18 protein-coding genes are annotated in these 21,231 nt (G+C 62.6%); 12 read left to right on the top strand and 6 right to left on the bottom strand.

The window, feature by feature from the left end:
• Nucleotides 1-24: 24 nt before the first annotated feature.
• Entirely contained in the window at nt 25-1,407 is a 1,383-nt protein-coding gene (locus tag NGR_RS21370; RefSeq protein WP_012707092.1) for an IS1380-like element ISRsp7 family transposase, read from the top strand.
• Between the two features lie 438 nt (nt 1,408-1,845).
• On the opposite strand, the gene NGR_RS21365 is transcribed toward NGR_RS21370, so the two are convergent.
• Both NGR_RS21365 and putA read right to left on the bottom strand, forming a co-directional pair.
• Complete coding sequence (locus NGR_RS21365; protein ID WP_164924392.1) at nt 1,846-2,031, bottom strand: hypothetical protein; 186 nt, start codon at nt 2,029-2,031, stop codon at nt 1,846-1,848.
• A gap of 56 nt (nt 2,032-2,087) precedes the next feature.
• A complete protein-coding gene (putA, locus tag NGR_RS21360; RefSeq protein WP_012708559.1) occupies nt 2,088-5,780 on the bottom strand; it encodes a trifunctional transcriptional regulator/proline dehydrogenase/L-glutamate gamma-semialdehyde dehydrogenase in 3,693 nt (1,230 codons plus the stop codon).
• Between the two features lie 145 nt (nt 5,781-5,925).
• Between putA and NGR_RS21355 the strand changes: the two genes are divergently transcribed.
• From NGR_RS21355 to NGR_RS21320, 8 genes are all read left to right on the top strand, one after another.
• Complete coding sequence (locus NGR_RS21355) at nt 5,926-6,429, top strand: Lrp/AsnC family transcriptional regulator (protein WP_012708558.1); 504 nt, start codon at nt 5,926-5,928, stop codon at nt 6,427-6,429.
• Between the two features lie 199 nt (nt 6,430-6,628).
• A complete protein-coding gene (locus NGR_RS21350; protein ID WP_012708557.1) occupies nt 6,629-7,234 on the top strand; it encodes a glutathione S-transferase in 606 nt (201 codons plus the stop codon).
• Nucleotides 7,227-7,766, top strand: coding sequence for a dihydrofolate reductase (locus NGR_RS21345; RefSeq protein WP_012708556.1), 540 nt, complete (start codon nt 7,227-7,229; stop codon nt 7,764-7,766). Before NGR_RS21350 ends, NGR_RS21345 begins: the two co-directional genes overlap by 8 nt.
• A gap of 205 nt (nt 7,767-7,971) precedes the next feature.
• Complete coding sequence (hflK, locus tag NGR_RS21340; RefSeq protein WP_012708555.1) at nt 7,972-9,057, top strand: FtsH protease activity modulator HflK; 1,086 nt, start codon at nt 7,972-7,974, stop codon at nt 9,055-9,057.
• Entirely contained in the window at nt 9,054-9,986 is a 933-nt protein-coding gene (gene hflC, locus NGR_RS21335; protein ID WP_012708554.1) for a protease modulator HflC, read from the top strand. Before hflK ends, hflC begins: the two co-directional genes overlap by 4 nt.
• A gap of 7 nt (nt 9,987-9,993) precedes the next feature.
• Nucleotides 9,994-10,179, top strand: coding sequence for a DUF2065 domain-containing protein (locus NGR_RS21330; protein WP_012708553.1), 186 nt, complete (start codon nt 9,994-9,996; stop codon nt 10,177-10,179).
• Nucleotides 10,180-10,185: 6 nt separating this feature from the next.
• Nucleotides 10,186-10,572, top strand: a complete 387-nt coding sequence (locus NGR_RS21325; RefSeq protein ID WP_012708552.1) for an ACT domain-containing protein — start codon at nt 10,186-10,188, stop codon at nt 10,570-10,572.
• Nucleotides 10,573-10,766: 194 nt separating this feature from the next.
• Nucleotides 10,767-12,275 carry a Do family serine endopeptidase gene (locus NGR_RS21320; protein WP_012708551.1) on the top strand — a complete coding sequence of 503 codons (1,509 nt, stop codon included), beginning with the start codon at nt 10,767-10,769 and terminating at the stop codon, nt 12,273-12,275.
• Nucleotides 12,276-12,356: 81 nt separating this feature from the next.
• Here NGR_RS21320 and NGR_RS21315 read toward each other — a convergent pair whose 3' ends face one another.
• On the bottom strand, nt 12,357-12,926 hold the full coding sequence (locus NGR_RS21315; RefSeq protein WP_012708550.1) for a GNAT family N-acetyltransferase: 570 nt from the start codon (nt 12,924-12,926) through the stop codon (nt 12,357-12,359).
• Complete coding sequence (serB, locus tag NGR_RS21310) at nt 12,923-13,810, bottom strand: phosphoserine phosphatase SerB (protein ID WP_012708549.1); 888 nt, start codon at nt 13,808-13,810, stop codon at nt 12,923-12,925. Before serB ends, NGR_RS21315 begins: the two co-directional genes overlap by 4 nt.
• On the opposite strand from serB, the gene miaA reads away from it, so the two are divergent.
• Nucleotides 13,809-14,720: a tRNA (adenosine(37)-N6)-dimethylallyltransferase MiaA gene (miaA, locus tag NGR_RS21305; protein ID WP_164924391.1), complete on the top strand. Its 912-nt coding sequence runs from the start codon at nt 13,809-13,811 to the stop codon at nt 14,718-14,720. The two genes, serB and miaA, sit on opposite strands and share 2 nt — an antisense overlap.
• A 12-nt stretch (nt 14,721-14,732) precedes the next feature.
• Here miaA and NGR_RS33675 read toward each other — a convergent pair whose 3' ends face one another.
• Nucleotides 14,733-15,164 carry a nuclear transport factor 2 family protein gene (locus NGR_RS33675; protein ID WP_348774937.1) on the bottom strand — a complete coding sequence of 144 codons (432 nt, stop codon included), beginning with the start codon at nt 15,162-15,164 and terminating at the stop codon, nt 14,733-14,735.
• A gap of 460 nt (nt 15,165-15,624) precedes the next feature.
• Nucleotides 15,625-17,661, bottom strand: a complete 2,037-nt coding sequence (locus NGR_RS21295; protein WP_012708546.1) for an ATP-binding protein — start codon at nt 17,659-17,661, stop codon at nt 15,625-15,627.
• 187 nt (nt 17,662-17,848) lie between these two features.
• On the opposite strand from NGR_RS21295, the gene NGR_RS21290 reads away from it, so the two are divergent.
• Nucleotides 17,849-19,189: an Ig-like domain-containing protein gene (locus tag NGR_RS21290; RefSeq protein ID WP_012708545.1), complete on the top strand. Its 1,341-nt coding sequence runs from the start codon at nt 17,849-17,851 to the stop codon at nt 19,187-19,189.
• A 241-nt stretch (nt 19,190-19,430) separates the two neighbouring features.
• The gene (locus tag NGR_RS21285) at nt 19,431-21,209 is read left to right on the top strand and encodes an acetolactate synthase 3 large subunit (RefSeq protein ID WP_012708544.1); all 1,779 of its coding nucleotides are present in this window, start codon (nt 19,431-19,433) and stop codon (nt 21,207-21,209) included.
• Nucleotides 21,210-21,231: the final 22 nt, after the last annotated feature.

Here is a 21,231-nt window from a genome sequence, read left to right as displayed (position 1 = left end):
TATCAGATTCGTTGAGGGGGTCCGATGCAAACACACTGTATCGCCGAGCAGCTCGAATTTGAAGGCTTCGACGGTCACAAAGTGGTCGCTGGTTTCGACGGCGGAGCGATCACCTCGGATGCCGGCGCCCTGCTGCTTCGCCATGTCGATGGGGTCATCGGACTGTTCGACCGGGTGGCCGCTTGCTTCGTTGATGACCGCGATCCGACGTGCACGGTCCACAGCGTGCGCACGCTGGTCGGGCAGCGCGTTGCGGCGATCGCGCTGGGCTACGAGGATGTCGATGACCACGACAGGCTGCGCCACGACCCGGTGCTCGCGCTTCTGTCGGAGCGGCTGACGCCGAAGCGGCAAGACTGTGCGGTGCTTGCCGGCAAATCCACCTTGAACCGGCTGGAGCACGGCCGTCTCGGCCAGCCGACGCGCTATCACAAGATCGCTTACGACAGGCAAGCGCTGGAAGCGCTGTTCATCGAGCTGTTCCTGGACGCGCACGACAGCCCGCCTGAGGAAATCGTGCTCGATCTCGACGCCACCGATGATCCGCTGCACGGTCACCAGGAGGGTCGGTTCTTTCACGGCTATTACAACTGCTATTGCTATCTGCCGCTGTACATCTTCTGCGGCCGCCACCTGCTTTCGGCCAAGCTACGGCGTTCGAACATCGACGCCAGCGCAGGCTCGGTCGCCGAAATCGATCGTATCATCGGGCAGATCCGCCAAAGCTGGCCAAACGTGCGCATCATCCTGCGCGCCGATTCCGGCTTCGCCCGCGACGAACTGATGGACTGGTGCGAGACCAACAAGGTCGACTATGTCTTTGGCCTTGCTCGCAACCCGCGGCTGGAAAGGCAAATCGCGCCGGCCATGGAGGAAGCAAGCCTGTTATCCCAGGCAAGCGCCCAGGCGACCCGCGTCTTCCGCGACTTCCTGTGGTCGACCAAGGACAGCTGGACACGACGACGGCGGGTCGTTGGAAAAGCGGAATGGACGCTGCTGGGCGCCAATCCGCGCTTCATCGTCACCTCCCTTAAGCCAGAGCGCTGGGCGGCACAGACGCTTTACGAGGATCTCTACTGCGCCCGCGGTGACATGGAGAACCGCATCAAAGAATGCCAGCTCGATCTCTACGCCGACCGCACCAGCGCCCACACCATGCACGCCAATCAACTGCGCCTCTGGTTCGCCTCGTTGGCCTACGTGCTGATCTGCGCCCTGCGCCGCCTTGGCCTTGCCCATACGCGGCTCGCCGAGGCGACCTGCGGCACCATCCGGCTGAAGCTGTTAAAGATCGGCGCCCAGGTCCGCGTCTCGGTGCGTCGCATCAAAATCGCGATGGCATCCGCCTGTCCCTATGCCGACGAATTTGCACTGGCACACGCCCGAATACGTGCCGCGGCCCGCTGATGCCGCCGGCCTGAAACCCTTCCGCAACCAGAACAGGAGACATCGCCGAACCCAGACCCGCCGCTCACAGTGGCGCCGACTCCGTTCGTCTTCGAAGCCGGAGCGCCAAACAGGCGTCCCGGCGGGCCGAGTTGCGCCACCGGCGCTAAAGGCGGTGAGAGAAGCGGGCTAGAGCGGGATGCGCGCACATGCGTCCGCACTGCCGCTCTAACCATTTGTTTTTGCCGCATTTGTGCGACGTCAGGTGATTCCACCTGACTGTAAAATTCTCTAGCGTAGGTTCAGATCGCATCCATCACTGAATTGACTTCGGCGCTCTTCCGGCTTTCCGGAAACCTTGACGTGTATGTCGAACAGCCTTGTCTGGATCCCGCCGACTGCGCGATGCTGCGCAAGGTTTCGTTGCTTCCGACCTGTGGTTTATCCGCCGATCGAGTGTCAATCCAGCTCGATCGGCATGTGAAATCCTTCCGGGAGCTGTCCATAGACCGGCTCCGCTGGCAAGACCACAGGTTCTGACTTCACTTTGATCTCATGCGCCGCGACCACGGCCTTGAGCCCCAACGGCTTGTAGTTCTGAAGAAGTTCGTCGTGCGGCTTCTGCCGGATTTTCGATAGTGCCATCGTCTATCTCCCGAAAAATGGAGCTGCCCGACGGTTTTCGCCGGGCAGCCAACGCGTTATCCGATCGTCATCAGGTTCGCATTGCCGCCGGCGGCGGCAGTGTTGATCGAGGTTGAGACCTCCTCGAGCAGCCAGTTAAGGCAGTAGGCGCCTGCGTCTTTGGCCAATTCCTCTGGGGTGGCAGCCTGGACGAGCACCAATGGCCCATCCAACGCGGCGATGCGCTTGTTCACTTCCTGAACGCGGGAGACATCACCCTCGACGAGTGCACCCGCGAAAGGACCTGCAGAATTCCAGTCCGCGCTCCAGGAAAGCCTTGCCGCTATCGAGGCGGGAACCGAGTTCAGCGCGTTCTCCAGATTGGAAGCCTTGTCGATCACTACTTCGTTCCCCGTAGCCAGGGCGGCCGCCAGTTGGCGGAAGAGGCCCCGTTGCGTCTTGGGAACGAGAAGGATGCGGCCGCGGGGATGCAACGCGTAGAGGTTCCGCTCTCCAACGGGTCCGGCGAGTTCCTGGTCGAGGCCCAGCGCGGAGACGTCCGCCAGATCGCGGGCGGCGTCCGCGTCCGCGTTGTGGCCGCGCCGGCCCAGCCAGGAGGCGAACTCACGGAGTGCCGGATCGGTGTGAACCGAGCCGTGGCGCGGCGGTACGGGAGCCCGTTGTACAAGGCGGCCGATGTAAAGCGGACCGCCTGCCTTGGGACCCGTACCCGAAAGACCGCGGCCGCCGAACGGCTGGACGCCGACCACGGCACCGATGATGTTGCGGTTGACGTAGAGATTGCCCGCCTTGATCCTGCTCGTCACGTGCTCGATGGTTTCGTCGAGGCGCGTGTGGAGGCCGAAGGTCAAGCCGTAACCGGAGTTGTTGACCTCGTCGATAAGCCGGTCGAGGTCCTCACGACGATAACGCATTACGTGGAGGACAGGCCCGAACACCTCGCGGGTCAGATCGGACATCTTCTTCAGTTCGATGATCGTCGGAGCGACGAAGGTTCCGAGTTCGGCAGCACGGGGAAGAGGCAGCTGCTCGACCTTGCAGCCGAGGGAGCGCATCCGCTCGATGTGGCTTTCGATCTCCTCCTTGGCACCGGTGTTGATGACAGGGCCGATGTCGATGCTAAGCTTGTCGGTCCGGCCGATCGTCAGCTCCTTCAAAGCGCCCTTGAGCATCGTCAGCGTGCGGTCGGCGACATCTTCCTGAAGGCAAAGAACGCGCAGGGCCGAGCAACGCTGACCGGCGCTGTCGAAGGCCGAGGCGATAACGTCGAAGACCACCTGTTCGGCAAGTGCGGACGAGTCCACGATCATGCCGTTCTGACCACCCGTTTCGGCAATCAGCGGAATGGGCTTCCCGCTGGCAGACAGCCGTTCAGCGAGCTGTGCCTGGATTTGCCGGGCGACTTCCGTCGAACCCGTGAACATGACACCGGCGGTTTCCGGGGCGGCGACCAGCGCGGCACCCAGCCTTCCGCTACCCGGAATGAACTGCAGCGCCCCGCGCGGCACGCCTGCCTCGTGCAGGATTTTCACGCTCTCGAATGCGATGATGGGCGTGACGCCGGCGGGTTTCGCCATGACCGAGTTGCCGGCCACGAGCGCCGCGGCGACCTGACCAGTGAAGATCGCGAGCGGGAAGTTCCACGGGCTGATGCAGAGAACCGCCCCGAGCGGAGCATGCGACGGACCGAGCGTCTTGCGGGCCTGCACAGCGTAATAGCGAAGGAAATCGATCGCCTCGCGGACTTCACCGACCGCGTTCGCCGCTGACTTCCCGGCTTCGCGCATGGCGATCGCCATCAGCACTTCCAGCCGTTCCTGCATGAGGTCGGCGGCGCGTTCTAGGCAATCGGCGCGCTCCGCGGGTGATGTCGCCGCCCATTGAGCGGCCCCTTCAGCGGCCATACGCGCGATTCGCGATGCGTCTTCGACGGCGAGTTCGGTTACCGATCCGACGACGTCATTGTGGTCTGCCGGGTTCACGACAGGTCGCGTCTTGCCTTCCAGCGAGCCGTCCGCCAGCAACGGGGTGGCGTGCCAGTCCTGCGTGACGGTGGCTTGCAGCCGTGAGGCGAGGTCGGCAAGGGTATCCTCGTTGGAGAGGTCGAGACCCTTCGAATTGGCCCGCTCCCTGCCATAAAGATCAGCGGGCAAGGCGATCTGGTCGTGAGGCATGCCGACGACGGGCATCGCTTCCACGACGTCGACCGGATCGGTGATAAGCTCGTCGACCGAGACGTTTTCGTCGGAGATGCGGTTCACGAACGAGGAGTTCGCCCCGTTCTCCAGGAGGCGTCGAACCAGGTAGGCCAGCAGCGTCTCGTGGGTGCCGACGGGGGCATAGATGCGGCAGGGGCGATCGAGCTTGGCTTTGCCGACGACTTCGTCATAAAGCGGTTCGCCCATCCCGTGCAGGCACTGGAACTCGTACTTGCCGACTTCGAAGTCCGGGCCTGCGAGCTCGTAAATCGTCGCCAGCGATTGCGCGTTATGGGTGGCGAACTGCGGGAATATGGCGTCGGGAGCGGCGAGAAGCTTGCGGGCGCAGGCGATGTAAGCGACGTCCGTGTGGACCTTCCGCGTGTAGACCGGGAACCCTTCGAGGCCGTCCAACTGGGCGCGCTTGATCTCGGCGTCCCAATAGGCGCCCTTCACCAGACGGAGCATGATGCGTCGGCCGGACCGACGGGCCAGGTCGATGACGTAGTCGAGCACGAACGGGCAACGCTTACCGTAGGCCTGGACTACAAAGCCGAGACCGTCCCAGCCACCGAGGTCCTTGTCGAGGCTGAGCTCCTCCAGCAGGTCGAGCGACAGCTCAAGCCTGTCAGCTTCTTCGGCGTCGATGTTCAGGCCGATGTCGTATCGCTTCGCGAGGAGAGCAAGCTGCTTCACCTTGGGCAACAGCTCGCCGACGACGCGCTCCGTCTGGGTGCGGGTGTAGCGGGGATGCAACGCGGAGAGCTTGATCGAGATCCCGGGACCCTCGTAGACGCCGCGGCCGCCAGAGGCCTTGCCGATGGCGTGGATCGCGTTCTCGTAGTCACGGAAATACCGGGTGGCATCGGCCGCGGTCGTTGCGGCTTCGCCGAGCATGTCATAGGAATATCGGAAGCCGCGGGCTTCGAGCGGCTTTGACCGCTTGATCGCCTCCTGGATGGTCTCGCCCGTTACGAACTGCTCGCCCATCATGCGCATGGCCATGTCCACGCCACGGCGGATTACAGGTTCGCCGGCGCGAGCAATCAGACGGCTGAGGGCGGCGGCGAGGCTTCTGTCGTTGACTGTCGATGTAAGCTTGCCCGTGACGACGAGACCCCAGGTAGCCGCGTTCACAAACATCGATTTGGTGCCGCCAAGGTGCGACTTCCAATCCCCCTCAGCGATCTTGTCTCGGATCAGGGCGTCGCGCGTCTCGGTGTCCGGAATGCGGAGCAGCGCTTCCGCGAGGCACATCAGCGCCACGCCTTCCTGGCTCGACAGAGAATACTCGTGGACCAGGCCCTCGACCCCGGTTCCCTTGTGCTTGGCGCGCAATGCTTCGATGAGCTTGCGGGCGATCACCGCCACCTTCGCCTTCGTCGCGCCGGTCAGCCGGGCGGCTTCGACAAGCGGAGGGAGGCATTCGGTTTCCGGCCGCCGGTAAGCTGCGGTGATTTCCTGCCGGAGGGTCGACTGCTGGCGGATCGGCGGGGCGAAAGCCGCGAATGGTCGGGCGGTGTCGGGTTCGGAGAGCGGCTGCGTAGACATGGGTGACCTTTCGACGGTTCGGCCAGGGAAACCTGGGGCTCCCGGGATCATGTCTTCAAATTATCACGCCCGCTCTAGTCTTTCCGACTTCGTTATGGCTTACTGGATGGGAATTTGACTTTTTTCTGCACGATGGAGAGGAATTATGTCCGGAGAGAGCGGTCAAAATAGTGAAATTGACCAATACGATCAGAAGATTCTTGAGGTCCTCTCCGCTGACGGAAGGATTTCGGTCACCGATCTGGCTGCGAAGATCGGGCTTTCGAAGACACCTTGTCAAATGCGCATGAAACGATTGATCTCCGAGGGCTACATTCAGGGCTTCACGGCGATCATCAATCCATCCAAGCTTCAGCTCGAACACATAGCTTTTGCCGAAGTCAAATTGTCGAACACCCAGGAGGAGGCGCTTCAAAAATTCAATGAGGCGGTCCGAAGAATCAAAGAAGTCGAAGAATGCCACATGATCGCGGGACGGTTCGATTATCTGCTCAAGATCAGAACCAAGGACATACGCAGATACCGTGAAGTGTTGGGCGAACGGATATCAAATCTCCCCTATGTCGCCAGCACCTCGACCAATGTGGCAATGCAGACCGTCAAGGAAAACGGAAGCGGTATCGCAGCGCGCTTTTCCGGGGCTAGATAATTTCTGGGGATGGATACGGCAGTGAGGAACATATTTTCCTTCGAGTTCGAAGACGTTACGCTCGTTGGCTACGAAGCCGATTCACATATGAGGCGCCCGTCGCGGTGTGGTCTCGAATGAGCCAAGTATCGGGCGGCCCGATCGATCGGTCCGGCCATGCGTCGGGAAGCCGGGAGCGACCGGCGGAGAGGAGGATTTGATGCTGACGCTGATCCATGCACCCTTGTCGCGCTCGTCGCGGATCATCTGGCTGCTCGAGGAACTCGGTGCAGAATACGAGATTCGCTACGTCAATATCCGCCGCTGGGATGGGTCCGGCGGTCCGGACGAGAACAATCCGCATCCGCACAAGCAGGTGCCGGCCCTCCTGCACGACGGGACGCTGATCTGGGAATCTGCCGCCGTCGCGCAGTATCTGACCGACCTCTACCCCGACTGCAGTCTCGGGCGGCCGCCTGGCCACCCCGATCGTGGCGCCTATCTCTCCTGGCTCGCCTACTATGCCGGCGTGATCGAGCCGACGGCGCTCGCCCATATTTCCGGCGTCACCGTCAACAATCCGATGCTGGCGCGGCTCTATAGCGAGATGTGCGCGCATGTGATCGCGGTTTTGACCCGCCAGCCCTATCTCATCGGCGACAAGATGAGCGCGGCCGACCTGCTGCTCGCAAGCGCTCTGCAGTGGATGCGCAAGATCCTGCCGGAAAGCGGCGTCATCGATCGTTATATCCACCTCGTGACCGATCGCCCGGCGCTTCTGCGCGCCCGCGAAATCGACAGCAAACCGAGAGGCTTCCATGACTGATGCAAGACCGGAACCGAAGATCGTCATCGTCGTTGCGGTCGCGACCAATGGCGTGATCGGGCGTGAGGGCGACCTGCCGTGGCGGCTTTCGACGGATCTCAAGCGGTTCAAGGCGCTGACGATCGGCAAGCCGGTTGTCATGGGACGCAAGACCTGGGCGTCGCTCGGACGACCGCTGCCAAACCGGCCGAACATCGTGATCAGCCGTGACCCTGATTTCGCGGCCACCGGCGCCGAGGTTGCCGCCTCGCTGCGGGAGGCGCTCGAGAGGGCGCGGGCACATGCTGCGGCACTCGGCACCGACGAGGTCTGCATCATCGGCGGGGGCGAAATCTACCGGCAGTCGATCGACCTCGCCGACGTGCTGCACGTGACGGAAGTGCAGGCCGAAGTGGAAGGCGACACGCGCTTTCCGCCGATCGATCCGGTAGCCTTCGAGAAGGTCTTCGAAGAGGATCTGCCGCGCGGTGAGAAGGACAGCCATGCGATGCATTTTGTCACCTGGCGCCGGCGCGACACGCTGCCGAAATAGCCGATGCCCGAGCGGCCTCAGATGCCCCGTTCGGCTCCTTTCCGTTCTTGTCGAGGACCCGTCAACTATTTTTAGCACTTTACGGTGAACTCGCCCGTATCGCGTTGAAAGCAATGCACATGATACCTATAACGGGATCACGTCGTGACCGGCCGCATGTCTGCGGGGCGTTCAGCGAGAGAATATAGTTTGAAGAGAGGTTTTGATGCCCTGGAGCAATCAGAATGGCGGCGGCGGCGGCCCATGGGGCGGCGGCGGCAATCAAGGGCCTTGGGGTCAGGGAAACAGGCCGCGTGGCGGCCGGGGTGGGCCACCGGATCTGGAAGAGATCATCCGTCGCGGCCAGGATCAGCTAAAGAACGTGGTTCCGGGCGGCTTCAACGGCGGCGTCTTCGTCATTGTCGGCCTGTTGATCGTCGGCTTCCTCCTGCTCAATTCGATCTACACTGTCCAGCCGGATGAACGCGGTGTCGAAATGCGCTTCGGCAAGCCGAAGGAGGAAATCTCCATGCCCGGCCTGCACTATCACTTCTGGCCGCTCGAGACCGTCGAGATCGTCAAGGTGACGGAGCAGCAGCTCAATATCGGCAGCCGCGTCGGCGCCCAGTCGAGCGCCGGCCTGATGCTGACCGGCGACCAGAATATCGTCAACGTGCAGTTCTCCGTGCTGTTCTCGGTCACCGACCCGAAGTCCTATCTCTTCAACGTCGAAAACCCGGCCGACACGCTGCAGCAGGTGGCCGAAAGCGCCATGCGCGAGGTCGTCGGCCGGCGTCCGGCGCAAGACATCTTCCGCGACAACCGTCAGGCGATCGCCGCGGACGTCAAGAACACCATCCAGGCGACCATGGATACCTACGGCGCCGGCATCTCGGTGAACACGGTCGCGATCGAGGACGCGGCACCGCCGCGCGAAGTGGCCGACGCCTTCGACGAGGTGCAGCGCGCCGAGCAGGACGAGGATCGCTTCGTCGAGGAAGCCAACCAGTACGCCAACCAGGTGCTCGGCAAGGCGCGCGGCCAGGGAGCGCAGATCCGCGAAGAGGCGGCCGCCTACAAGGACCGCGTCGTCAAGGAAGCCCAGGGCGAGGCGCAGCGGTTCATTTCCGTCTATGACGCCTATTCCAAGGCGCCGGAAGTGACGCGCCGGCGGCTTTATCTCGAAACCATGCAGGATGTTCTCGGCAAGTCGAAGAAGGTCATTCTCGATGAGAAGAACGGCCAGGGCGTGCTGCCCTATCTGCCGCTCAACGAAATCGGCAGACCCGCGCAGTCGGGAGGTACCCAATGATAAACAATCGCAGCTCTATCATTCTCATCGTTCTCGCAGCGGTGCTGGTCGTCATCTATTCGTCGGTGTTCGTGGTCAATGAGCGCCAGCAGGCGATCGTCGTCCGTTTCGGTGAGATCCGCGACGTGAAGACCGAGCCAGGGCTTTATTTCAAGCTGCCCTTCGCCTTCATGGATGCCGACCGCGTGCAATATGTCGAGGATCAGGCGCTCCGCTTCGACCTCGACAATATCCGCGTGCAGGTTTCCGGCGGCAAGTTCTACGAGGTGGACGCCTTCGTGGTCTACAGGATCGCCGATCCCCGCCGCTTCCGTGAAACGGTTTCCGGCGACCGCGAATCCGCCGAAGCGCGGCTTCGCACGCGCCTCGATGCGTCGCTGCGCCGCGTCTACGGTTTGAGAGGCTTCGAGGCAGCGCTTTCCGACGAGCGCGCATCGATGATGCGCGAGGTTCGCACCGATCTTCGGGCTGACGCCGAATCGCTGGGTCTCAATATCGAGGACGTTCGCATCCGCCGGACCGACCTGACCCAGGAAGTCTCGCAGCAGACCTACGACCGCATGAAGGCGGAGCGTCTGGCCGAGGCCGAACTGATCCGCGCCCGCGGTAACGAAGAGGGCCAGCGCCGACGCGCGATCGCCGATCGCCAGGTGGTCGAGATCGTCGCGGATGCCCAGCGTGATTCGGAAATCCTCCGAGGCGAGGGCGAAGCCGAGCGGACGGGGATCTTTGCCGACGCCTTCCAGCGCGATCCCGGCTTCTTCGAGTTCTACCGCTCGATGGCGGCCTATGCTCAGTCAATCGGAAATCCGGATACAACCGTGGTGCTGTCGCCGCACTCAGAATTCTTCCGTTATTTCAACAGTGCGGACGGGGCAGCGGCACCGCTGTCGCCGACCGCGCCGGCGGCACCTGCAACCGGAGATTGAGCGGACGATGTCCGATCTTCTGACCGGATTTGCATTCTTCCTGATCATCGAGGGGCTGGTGTACGCACTGGCCCCTTTGGTTCTTGTGGAATTGGCGAAGCGTTTGCCGTATGTCCCGGAGCATCAGCTGCGCCTCGCCGGACTCACATCGGTGGCGGTTGGCGTCGGACTTGTCTGGTTGCTTCGAGGATAATGCGAAATGCCACATAAACTGCTGATCCGGTTGGTCGATGCCGAATATGCGATTACCCGCCTGAACATCGGGTCCGCTATTCCGGAGTGGCTGCCGGGGCCGGGGTTCTGGACGGTATCGAGTTCGCGGGAGGAAATGACCCTTGTCTGCCGTGCTGCCCGCGTTCCTTCCGGCGTCCAGAGCTCGCTCGGCTGGCGCTGTTTCCGCATAGAGCAGCATTTCAGCTTCTCCGTGCCGGGCGTTCTGTCTTCGGTGCTTCGTCCGCTCTCGGCGGCCGGCGTCGGCGTCTTCGCCAATTCGACCTTCAGCACGGATTACGTCTTCGTCGCCGGTTCCGATCTCGACAAAGCGGCGGCGGCGCTGAAGGAGCACGGCCACGAAATTACCACCTGAGATCAGGAAATCGTGTCTGGACGCTCCGGAAATCCGCCGTATCTTCAAGGGAAGATCGATTGCTGCGCGAAGCAGCCGCCGCAACGCCTTGCGGCAGTGGTATAATTCGCCGAGACGGATGGAAACAGACCCCGCAAAGATCGCGGACCGCCAGAGCTTGGCGTGACGCAAGGGAATGATAGGAGCACAGCGACTTGTCGAAACGACCTGAATTCTTCCGCGGCCTTGTGCTCGCGGCTGCGACGGCACTGCTCTTTTCCAACACGGCGCTTGCCGAAACAGCGCTTCCGCGGCCGGCGGCCGGGCCACCCTCCGTCGCTGATCTCGCCGAAAGCCTGCTCGACGCCGTCGTCAACATTTCCATCTCGCAGAACGTCAAAGGCGAGGATGACAACGCGCCAATGCCGCAGGTGCCGGAAGGCTCGCCGCATCAGGAGTTCTTCGACGAATTCTTCAAGGGGCAGGGCGGCGAGGGCGGACGCCCGCGCACGGTCAACTCGCTTGGCTCCGGCTTCATCATCGACCCGTCCGGGTACATCGTCACCAACAACCATGTGATCCAGGACGCGGACGATATCGAGATCAACCTCTCCAACGGCACCAGGCTGAAGGCGAAGCTGGTCGGCACCGATACGAAGACCGATCTGGCGGTGCTCAAGGTCGAGCCGAAGACGCCGCTCAAGGCGGTTTCCTTCGGCGATTCCCGGAAAATCCGGATCGGCGACTGGGTGATGGTCGTCGGCAACCCGTTTGGGCTCGGCGTCTCCGTCTCCGTCGGCGTGGTTTCGGCGCGTGGCCGCAACATCAATGCCGGCCCCTATGACAGCTTCATCCAGACCGATGCCGCCATCAACCGCGGCAATTCCGGCGGACCGCTGTTCAACATGCAGGGCGAGGTGATCGGCATCAACACGGCCATCCTTTCGCAGACCGGCATGTCGGTCGGCATCGGCTTCGCCGTGCCCACCGAATTGGCGATGAACGTCGTCAACCAGCTCAAGGACTTCGGCGAGACGCGGCGCGGCTGGCTTGGCGTGCGTATCCAGCCGGTTACCGACGATATCGCCGAAAGCCTGAAGATGGACGTGCCGCGCGGGGCGCTGGTTTCCGGCATTATCGAAGGCGGCCCGATCTCGCATGGCGAGATCAAGGCGGGCGATATCATCATCCGGTTCGACGGAACCGAGGTGGGCGAGATGCGCGATCTCATGCGCGCGGTCGGCGAAAGCCCGGTCGGCAAGGCCGTCGATGTGGTGATCATCCGGGACGGCAAGGAGCAGACGGTGCGCGTCACACTCGGCCGGCTCGAGGATGGCGAGCATCTGGCCAGTGCGGGAAGTGGCGGGGAACTGAAGAAAGAGAGCCCCAAGCCAAGCGAACCGCCGGCCGCGACATTGCCGGCAACTGACGTCGTGCTCGGCATGAAGCTCGCCGTGCTCGATGCCGATCGCCGCAAGGCCTTCGGCATTGCGGAAAGCGTCAATGGCGTCATCGTGACGGAGGTCCAGGCGAATTCGCCCGCCGCCGAGCGCCGCGTCGAGGCGGGAGACGTCATCGTTGAAGTCGGCCAGGAAGCAATGGACTCGCCGGAAGACGTCACTTCCCGCGTTGGGGAACTGAAGGCCGACGGTCGCCGCAACGCGTTGCTGATGATCGCCAACAAGTCCGGCGAGCTACGCTTCGTCACCGTCCGGATGGAGTAGTCCGCGGCTTTCGACCGTCGGTGATCGGCCGGAAAAGACGGGCTCAGCGAACGCGCCTGGCGTCGGCGGCGCGCGAATAACTCAGTTCGGCGACCTCGCTGCCTGCCACTGCTTCTCGGTAACTGCATAAAGCACGTGACGCTTCAAATGCGGATGAGCGTCGGGCACGCCCGGATGATCGAAGTCGCGAAGAGGCTCGGGTCGCATGCCGATGCGCCTCATCACGGCGATGGACCGGGCATTCGACACGACCGCGAAGGAGACGACCTCGCTTAGCTTTCTTTCGCTGAAACCGTGGTGGAGAAGCGCCAGCGCGGCCTCGGTCACATAGCCCTTGCCCCAATGGGAAACGGCAAGGCGCCAGCCAATTTCGACGGTGCTCTCGGGCAGATGTGGCTCAAGATCCGTGCGTGCCAGCCCGCAGAAGCCGATTGGCAAGTCATTGTCACGCAGTGCAAGGGCGAAGAAGCCGAAACCGGTTTCGCGAATGCTCCACGCATTGCGATCGAACAGCGCATCGGACTCGGCTCGGCTGCGGCGGAACGGAAAGAACTCCATTACCTTCGGATCGCTGTTGATCTCGGCGAAGAGATCGCGGTCAGACTCGCGCCAATTGCGGATTCTCAGACGCGCGGTCTCGCGAATGATCACGCCGCGAAATCCGTCTTGCGGTAGCCCTGGAGATAGAGGAGGGCGGAGAGATCACCATGATCGATACGGATCTTCGCCTGTTCGGCAACGACGGGCTTGGCGTGCAGCGCCACGCCGCTGCCGGCAAGCTGCAGCATGCCGAGATCGTTGGCGCCGTCGCCGACGGCGATCACATCCGCCGTCGAGATGCCGAGCCTTTCCGAAATGTCGATAAGCGCATCGACCTTCGCCTGTCTGCCGAGGATCGGACGGGCCACGTCGCCGGTCAGTGCCCCATTCTCTTCGAGGAGCTCGTTGGCACGATTTTCGTCAAAGCCGAGTTTTTCGGCGATCGGTCCGGTGAAGACCGTGAAGCCCCCCGAAACGAGCGCCGTGTAATGGCCCTTCGCCTTCATGGTGGCGATCAATTCCCGGCCACCGGGCGTCAGCGTGATGCGTTTGGCGATCACCTCGGCGATGACCGTGGTCGGCAATCCTTTCAGCAGTGCGACCCGCTCGATCAGCGCCGGTTCGAAGGCGATCTCGCCGTTCATGGCGCGGGCGGTGATCGCAGCAACCTTCTCCTTGAGGCCTACTTCCGCAGCGAGTTCGTCGATGCATTCCTGGCCGATCATGGTCGAATCCATGTCGGCGATCAGAAACTTCTTGCGACGGGTTTCGGCTTCCTGCACGGCGACGTCGATGGCTGCTCCGTTGATCGCAGCCCGCAGCCGCGCTTCGGCGTCATTGGGGTCTGTGCCGTCCCTGAGCGCGAGGTCGCAGGCGATGCCATCGGCCAGCCAGTAGAGGCCGGATGCCTGGACGGCTTCGGCCGCCGCCTCCGCCAGTGCGGGCGTCAGGACAGGATTTGACGGATTGGCGATAAGCGTGGCAACGAGAGCCATGATGAAAAACCTCGAACGAGATACGGACGCGATCCTGATAACCGGGCCGACCGCCAGCGGCAAGTCCGCGCTTGCGGTGGCGCTGGCCGAAAGGCATGGCGGGGTGGTGGTCAATGCCGACAGCATGCAGGTCTACGACACCTTGAAAGTGCTGACGGCGCGTCCGGACGAGACCGAGATGCGGGGCATCGAGCATTTTCTCTACGGCCATGTGCCGGCGGGCCGCCTCTATTCGACCGGAGCCTGGCTGCGGGACGCCGAGGCATTGGTCGCGAAGCTGCGCGGCGAGGGACGTTTGCCCGTGTTCGTTGGCGGCACCGGTCTCTATTTCAAGGCCCTGACCGGCGGCCTGTCGGAAATGCCTGCGATTCCGGCGCACATCCGCGATGCACTGCGTGAGCGGCTGAGGATGGAGGGAGCTGCGGCGCTGCATGCCGAGCTTCAGAGCCGCGATCCGCAGACGGCGGAACAGCTGGGGCCGGGGGACGGCCAGCGGATCGTGCGGGCGCTTGAGGTGATCGAGGCGACCGGAAAGCCCATTCGCGTCTATCAGCAGAGCCGCGGCCCGATGATCGTCGATCCAACCCAAGCGCGGAAGATCGTCGTGCTGCCGGAGCGCGCGCTTCTCCACAGCCGGATCGATCGACGCTTCGAGACGATGCTCGCGAGTGGTGCGGTGGAGGAGGTGCGAGCGCTCCTCGCGCTGAAGCTTTCGCCGGACATGCCGGTAATGAAGGCGATCGGCGTGCAACAGATCGCCGCGATGCTGGAGGGTGAGATGAGCGCCGCGGAGGTGATTGCCACGGGAGCAGCGGCGACGCGGCAATATGCCAAGCGCCAGATGACCTGGTTCCGCAACCAGCTCGATGACAGCTGGCAGCGGATTGCGCAGCCAGACGACCTGCTGTAGGGGCAGTTCTGCTCAGCCGATGCCGTGCTCCCGCAGCACCGCCTCCTCGTCGCCGCTCACCCAGCCGAAGATCTTCGGCTCTCCCTTGAGCAATTGAACGAGATAGTGGACTTCGAAATCGATGACGACATCGGGCCTCTCATCCACCTCGTAGACCGACCGCCAATCGACCCGGACGAGGAAATGCAGCGCATCGATCGGCGTGATCTCGAGGTCGCGGATATTGAGTTCCCGGGTGCCGATCGCCCGGTAGCGGGCATAGCCCTTCTCCATCGACCCTTTCAGGCTCTCATCGTTCTTTCCGGCCATCACGCCGGCCGGCGAAGCCGCGATGAAATCCGACGCGAAGGCAAACGTCGTCTCGCCTACGTCCATGTCCCTGGCGAGCACACGATTTGCCATGCTTTCATAGCGCGCGAAAAAGCTCCGAAGGATTTCATCCATCGTGCCCTCCTGTCGCGATGATCGTGACGAGTGCATTGCTGACGGATCAGCGATCGGCGTCTGTTGGTGCTGAATGAGGCGCCAGTCCTCGCCGGTTCGAGCATAGGTCGAGGTGCAATAGGCCGCATAGGACACATCGGGGTCGCGCCGGGCGTCGGCCCGGTAGGCCAACACGAGAACGCTGTCATTGGGCCGAGCGCTCCTCTGCTCCGTCATCTCCACGTCCAGCCATCGCGGCGCGCCATCGAGCGCCCGGATGATTTCCGCTCCGGAGAGGATGCCCACCGGCGCGAAGGCCATCAGGCATTCATCGTCGAGCAGTTGCTGGTACACGCCTGCCCCTTCGAGCCACAATCTGCGCTCCCGATCCCAAGCCTCTCGGTCGTCCATTGGATCCTCCGTCGTGTCGCCCCGCCGCGCGCTTATGGCAACAACGTTGAAGGTCGGAATCCGATCCGTGCTATTTGCGGATGATGCTGCCGAGAGGGCGCTTCAGCAGGCTTTCACGCAGTGACCCCGGACGATGCGGTTCGGTTGCAGCGCCCGAGAAGCCGCGTTCCGGCGGTGCCGGCGGGTGCAGCGTGCGCGCGGCGTCTCTCTCGGCCTGCCCCGAAAGAATCTGCTCGCGGATCTGATTGAAGCGTTCCAGCTGCGGATTGACCGGCTCGGTGGTGCGCGGCAGCATATCCGGCCGATAGGATTCGAGCGCGGGTTCGGGCAATCCGCCGGGATCCGGGAAGGCAGCATCGGCCGCCTCATCCTCGATTTCCCCGTCGTCGGCTACCGGGGCGCTTTGCGCCGCGAGATAGCTTTGCTGGAAGCTTGAAATATCGGGCCCGTTCATGGCCCGCATGCGGCTGACGATCGAGCGGAGGTCGACGACCGGGGGCGCATCCTCGTCGACCTTGTCGATGATGCCGTGGGCGCGGGGAAGCCTTGCCTCTTCGACCCTGCTGAAGCGCATGCGCATCGGCACGGCCACGGCCTCGCCGAAGGCGATCGCCTCACCGTTGCCGATCGAGGAAATGAAGCTGGTGGTCGAAATCGACGAATTGGAAATCGCCGAGCGGATGATCTCCTGGTCGCGGTCGTTGGCGAGCCGCATGGCGAAGACGGTAGAGCACTGCGACAGGATCGTCGGATCGAGTTCGCCGGGGCGCTGCGTGATGATGCCGAGCGACACGCCGTATTTGCGGCCTTCCTTGGCGATGCGGGCGATCGCCTGGCGCGTCGGCAGGAAGCCGAGCGTGGGGTCGGCAGGCACGTAGCGGTGAGCCTCTTCGCAAACCACCAGCATGTGGATGCCGCCATTGCTCCAGAGACCGATTTCGAATGCCATGCGGCAGAGCACAGAAGCGACCGAGTTGACGACTTCGGACGGTATGCCAGCCAGTTCGAAGGTGGCGATCGGCTTGCTTTCGCCAGGTATGCGGAAGATCTTGGCGATCGTATCCTGGATCGTGTCGGTGATCGTGTTCGACGAGAACATGAAGTGATAGCGCGGATCGTTGATCGCCGAGACGATCTTGATCTTCAGCGAGCGCAAGTGCGGCTTGTCGGTGCGGCCCTCAAGCCGGCCGATGCGCTCGTCGATCATCGCCAGCAAATCGGCGATGCGGTACGGGACGGGCGTGTCCGCGGTGATCGAGCTCTTCTCGGTCTGGCGGCGCATCAGGCCGGATTCGCCGCCCTTGAAGGCCTTCTTCGCATCCGGGATGACATCACGCAGGATGTCGAGTTCTTCCGGCACCGGCGGCCGTCCGCGAAAGATCACTTCGGCGAACTCCTCCAGCCGGAACAGCCAGAAGGGCAGGTCGAGCGTATCCGTCTCGATCACCACCGCACTCTCCGGAAAGGCGGCGGCGAACTCATTGTGCGGATCGAGGATCAGGACGCGCAGCTTCGGATCGGCGGCGATCGCCTTGTTGAGCAGCAGGGTCACCGCGGTCGACTTGCCGACGCCGGTCGTGCCGACGATGGCGAAATGCTTGGCGAGCATCGAAGGCACATGGATGGTCGCATCGAGGCTTTCGTCCTGCGTCAGCTTGCCGATGACGCAACTGTCGGCCTGCTTGGAATCATAGATGCGCGCGAGGTCGGTGGCGCGGATCCGATGCGCTATCGCGCCAAGATAGGGATAGCGGCTGATGCCGGCCGAGAACTCTTCGCGTCCGTCGGGTCCCTTGAAGACTTCGCCCATCAGCTCGACTTCGATGCGGACGGTGTTGTTGGTCTCCTCGCTCCATTCTTCGGCGGCGGTCTGCATGGAGCAGACGAGAGCGACGACGCGGTTCGTGCCGACCGAGATCGAGATCAGCCGGCCGACCGACCACAGTTCGGTGAGCGAGGTTTCGCCCTTTTCGGCGACCGCCGCGATCGTCGCGCGCGAACCGCTGCAGGCGACGACCCGGCCGAGGAAACGATTTCCCGGCTTCGTGCCGTCGCGGCGCTCCTGTTCTCCGGCGCTGATCGGGGCTTGAGCTTCACTGTTGGGCAACGCACACCTCGGCTGATAGCGTTCCAGGATAGCGGAACGACTTTAACAAGTGGTTGCGCTTGGGCGGGCCCTTCGGGTTTACGGAGTCGGAGCCAAATCACCCTAAGCATTCAGGGATGTAGTGGCGGCCGGCCCGTGTTATCCACGACGAGAGCCATTGTTTCTCCGCGTGAACGAGGAGGGGGCCATGCCGAGCTTGAGCAATGGAAGCGAGCTGACCGTCTGGGAAGACGTCGAGAACCAGAGCCCGGATGCGGTCCTCTTCACGATAACCGCACCGCAGGGTGTTGTCCTCGGACCGATCGCCGCGCGCGCCGATTACCCCTTCGGTTCAGTCGAGGTGGCGTCGGTCGACGTGTTCGATGGCTTTTTCACGATCACAACCCTCACCCATGACGGCAGGACCGAGGTCGCGACGACGATCGAGACATTCGTCTTCGATAACGAGGGCAATTACATTCGCAGCTTGTCGGATCAGGCAGCTTATCTTTCAGCCCAAATCGTGTCGGTCGCAGCGGAAAGTTCCAATGACATTACGGTGACATGGATCGGCGCAAACGAGTATTTCGGCGGCGAGAACACGCAGTACGGTCAACACCAGATCATCCTACAGGATGGCGCGCTGCACTTGGACAGCTTCGTCAACCATGCCCCCATAGCCACCGACATGAGCTTCACGCTTGTCCCTGGCCAGTCCCTGGAGGACGTGGCCTTCAATGCGAAGGACGCCGATTTCGATCTGCTGGCCTTCGTTGTCATCGAAGGACCGGCGCATGGCACGTTGGAGCAGGAGACCCGTTACGAGGGCGGCTACTACCCATTTCCCCAAGGCGAATATGGGGGGAGTCCGCACTTCCATCAGGATTTCCTGAGCGGGAACCTGTTCGACTACACTCCAGAGGCGGGTTTTCTCGGGACCGACAGCTTTACCATTTACGTCACCGATGGTCAGGGCAACAGTAATCTGGCGACCATCACCATTACCGTCACGCCGCCCCCGCAATCGATCATATTGACCGATGCCGCCGAGAAAATCGGCTACCAGGCGTATGACCACCCTGTGTTGGTCGCTGCGGCAGGTGGCAACGACCGCATCACGGGGAGCCGGTTCGATGATGTCCTCGACGGCATGGAGGGCAGCGACCGGCTGAATGGCGGCGCGGGCAACGACATTCTCAGCGGCGGCATCGGTCGCGATACGCTGATCGGCGGGGAAGGAGCCGATTCCTTCCTATTCGACGTTGCGCCGGGCAAAGCGAACTGCGATCGACTCCCGGACTTCTGCGCGGCTGACGATTTGTTCAAGCTGGACGCCGCCGTATTTACGACGCTCTCGGTCGGCACGCTGGATAGCGCGGCCTTTGCATATGGCAAGATCGCAGCCGATGAAGACGACCGCATCGTATATGACGAAGCTCGCGGGGAGCTGTTTTACGATGCGGATGGAAGCGGGGGCGCAGATGCAGTTCGGTTCGCTATCGTGAGCGGCGGCAGTTCGCTCTCCGCGGAGGATTTCCTTGTTTTCTAAGTGACGGCCCGGGAAGAATGCCCGACAAATCGGCGTTGACGGCTCGGCGATTTCTGTTTATCAAATCGGCCCATGAAAAACTTCGCGGTTATTCTTGTGGTGGGACGGCGCATGGGCAGGATGGTGTGACCATCCGGCGGTAGCCACCCATGCGCTGAACGAGGCTCCTGATGGGGCCTTTTTTTATGTCTTCAAACAAGCTAATCACCCCAAGCCTTACAAAAGGGACGGAAGCAGGCCAATGAGCGGAACTGAAAACCAGATGACAGGGGCGGAGATCGTTCTCCAGGCTCTGAAGGACAATGGCGTCGAACACATCTTCGGCTATCCGGGCGGCGCCGTGCTTCCGATCTATGACGAGATTTTCCAGCAGGAAGAAATCCAGCACATTCTGGTTCGCCACGAGCAGGGCGCCGGCCACATGGCCGAAGGCTATGCCCGTTCTACCGGCAAGGTCGGCGTCATGCTGGTCACTTCCGGTCCCGGCGCTACCAATGCCGTCACGCCGCTCCAGGACGCGCTGATGGATTCGATCCCGCTCGTCTGCATCTCCGGCCAGGTTCCGACCCCGCTGATCGGCTCGGATGCCTTCCAGGAGTGCGACACGGTCGGCATCACGCGGCCCTGCACCAAGCACAACTGGCTGGTCAAGAACGTCAATGATCTCGCCCGCATCATCCACGAGGCGTTCCGCGTCGCCCAGTCGGGGCGGCCGGGTCCGGTCGTTGTCGACATCCCGAAGGACATCCAGTTCGCGACCGGCACCTACACGCCGCCTTCCGCGGTCCCGACGCAGAAGAGCTATCAGCCGAAGACGCAGGGTGACCTGAAGAAGATCGAAGAAGCGATCGCGCTGATGAAGACGGCGCGCCAGCCGATCATCTATTCCGGCGGCGGGGTGATTAATTCCGGCCCTCAGGCCGCGCATTTCCTGCGCGAGCTGGTCGACCTCACCGGCTTCCCGATCACCTCGACGCTGATGGGCCTCGGCGCCTATCCGGCCTCCGGCAAGAACTGGCTCGGCATGCTCGGCATGCACGGCACCTACGAGGCCAACATGGCGATGCATGACTGCGACGTCATGATCTGCATCGGCGCCCGCTTCGACGACCGCATCACCGGCCGGCTCAATGCCTTCTCGCCGAATTCGAAGAAGATCCATATCGACATCGACCCTTCCTCGATCAACAAGAACGTCCGGGTCGACGTCCCGATTGTCGGCGATGTCGGCACGGTTCTCGAAGACATGATCCGGTTGTGGCGCGCGGCGGCGAAGACCCTCGACAAGGCACGCCTGGATGGCTGGTGGGGGGCGGTCGCCAAGTGGCGGGCACGCAATTCGCTGGCCTATACGCCGAACGACGACGTCATCATGCCGCAATATGCGATCCAGCGGCTCTATGAGCTCAGCAAGGACCGCGACACCTACATCACCACCGAGGTTGGCCAGCACCAGATGTGGGCGGCACAGTTCTTCGGCTTCGAGCAGCCGAACCGCTGGATGACCTCGGGCGGCCTCGGCACGATGGGCTACGGCTTCCCGGCCGCGATCGGCGTGCAGGTGGCGCATCCGGAGAGCCTCGTCATCGATATCGCCGGCGATGCCTCGATCCAGATGTGCATCCAGGAGATGTCCTGTGCGGTGCAGTACGGTCTGCCGGTCAAGATTTTCATCCTCAACAACCAGTACATGGGCATGGTCCGGCAATGGCAGCAGCTTCTGCACGGCAACCGCCTGTCGCATTCCTATACGGAAGCGATGCCGGACTTCGTCAAGCTGGCCGAAGCCTATGGCGGCGTCGGCATCCGCTGCGAGAAGCCGGGCGAACTCGACGATGCGATCCGGCGGATGATCGATACGCCGGCGCCGGTGATCTTCGACTGCCGCGTCGCCAACCTCGCCAACTGCTTCCCGATGATCCCGTCCGGCAAGGCGCACAACGAAATGCTGCTGCCCGACGAGGCGACCGATGAAGCCGTTGCCAACGCGATCGACGCCAAGGGCCGCCAGCTCGTCTGAGGATAAGGGTTAGGAAACAAGA

The organism is Sinorhizobium fredii NGR234, assembly GCF_000018545.1.
GTDB lineage: Bacteria > Pseudomonadota > Alphaproteobacteria > Rhizobiales > Rhizobiaceae > Sinorhizobium > Sinorhizobium fredii_A.
This window is presented reverse-complemented; position numbering and strand designations above follow the sequence as displayed.